At 44.7% G+C, this 1,619-nt stretch carries 2 protein-coding genes; one reads left to right on the top strand and one right to left on the bottom strand.

Annotation, left to right across the window (positions count from 1 at the left end):
- Positions 1–264 precede the first annotated feature (264 nt).
- Entirely contained in the window at positions 265–918 is a 654-nt protein-coding gene (locus IQ260_RS30455; protein WP_193996780.1) for a hypothetical protein, read from the top strand.
- A gap of 103 nt (positions 919–1,021) precedes the next feature.
- On the opposite strand, the gene IQ260_RS31375 is transcribed toward IQ260_RS30455, so the two are convergent.
- Complete coding sequence (locus tag IQ260_RS31375; protein WP_228016575.1) at positions 1,022–1,513, bottom strand: M64 family metallopeptidase; 492 nt, start codon at positions 1,511–1,513, stop codon at positions 1,022–1,024.
- Positions 1,514–1,619: the final 106 nt, after the last annotated feature.

Raw genomic sequence — 1,619 nt, 5'->3', positions numbered from 1 at the left:
ATACTCTGGGCTCAACTGCTTAGACACATCGAGCATACGGCCGATATCGCCGCTCATTATGGCTTTGATATTGTCATCAAATCAAGGCCTGACAGAGCTTATCAAGAATGGTGCAAGATCTGAGTTAGCTTTAGTTTCTTATGGCAAAACCCTAGGGCAAGAGCTAGCGCATTTCTAGTAAGTCCAAATGGTAATTACTATGAAACCCATAAAATTCCACAGGGGCAGTATGTACGTATTGACTCGCCTGAGCAGGGTAATTGGATGCTATTTATTCGTCCCCTTGGCTATAAAGGTCAGCAGTTTGTAGGACAAAATAGTAAGTTTGTAGCACGTGCTTATGCCCACAGCAGGATCAACAGCTTCACCGCTACTCTCCATAAACCAAGTTATGAGCCCAATGAAGAGATATATATTTATGCGTCTGCCAAAAGCCTTGGTGGCACAGTAACCAAAGAAAGTGAAGAAATCGTTGCTGAAGTCACACGTCCAGATGGTTCCAGAGATACGCTTAAATTATTTGACAATGGCCGTAATGAGGATGGACAGGGTGACGATATGGCTGGGGATGGGATTTTCACGGGTGTTTACAATAACACAGCCTTGAAAGGTGCCTATGATTTCCGACCCGTGGCTGACATTGATGGGTGGTCATTAGGCAATGATATTGAGAGACCGGTTCGCAGTGAAAATCAGAGCAGCCCGCCTTTTACAAGAGAAGTTCGGCTATCAGCAGCAGTCAGTGATCCTAATGACGTGATCACTAAATTTGAAGACGACCGTAAAACAACACCTGTCGATAATCAAAGACAAATCAAATGGCTTCTCATCACTATCATTCTTTTGCAATTCGTGACTATTTTCCTGATTTGGTTTTGTTGCTGTAGCAGAAGGACGTGCTCCGTTGAAAACAATTAACATCTAGCTTCTTTAATGACCAAGGCCTGATAAGACTCGAGTCTTATCAGGCCTTGGTTTAGATATGGATACACAATGGGCCCTATAAGGAAACCAGTTCGAATTAAACCCCTACTTTCAATGATTTTGTGAGACTTCGAGCCAATCCAACTAGACCTAGAACAATAGAGCCTACGCCGAAGACTCCGACCATCACATTACCAATGTACCCAACAGCATCGATAGGTTGACCACAGACAATACAGAACACTCCCTCAGGCGAAATCAACAGACCGCCAACGATAATGACCCATGTCCAGAAAACCATGTCTAGCCAAGGTAGACTGATTGTCGGTAAGAAGGGGGTCAGGGTTTCTTCAATTCGATGTCTACAAACAGCACAAAACGGCTGCAGGTTTCTCATCATGCAGTTGTACTGCGGGCGATAGATATCACAATGGTGGTAGTAGGCTCCCTCAAAAGCACCGACAGTACCCGCTGGAACTGGACTGGGCTGACTATCACAGTCAGCGCAAGTAGGGTTAGAGGTTGTGGGTAATGATGTTGTCGCTAGAATCAGATCTCCCCATTTGATGGTACTCCGATCCGTATTCATTCGTGACAGGTTAAACCTATGGCAGATAAGTCAATAAGTAGAGATACTTATTTTCGGGAGGGTAGATCCAGGTCACAGTAAAGCCATTGTGCATGGGCAGTGAGAT

The sequence above is a fragment of the Leptolyngbya cf. ectocarpi LEGE 11479 genome, from assembly GCF_015207065.1.
GTDB lineage: Bacteria > Cyanobacteriota > Cyanobacteriia > Phormidesmidales > Phormidesmidaceae > Leptothoe > Leptothoe ectocarpi.
This window is presented reverse-complemented; position numbering and strand designations above follow the sequence as displayed.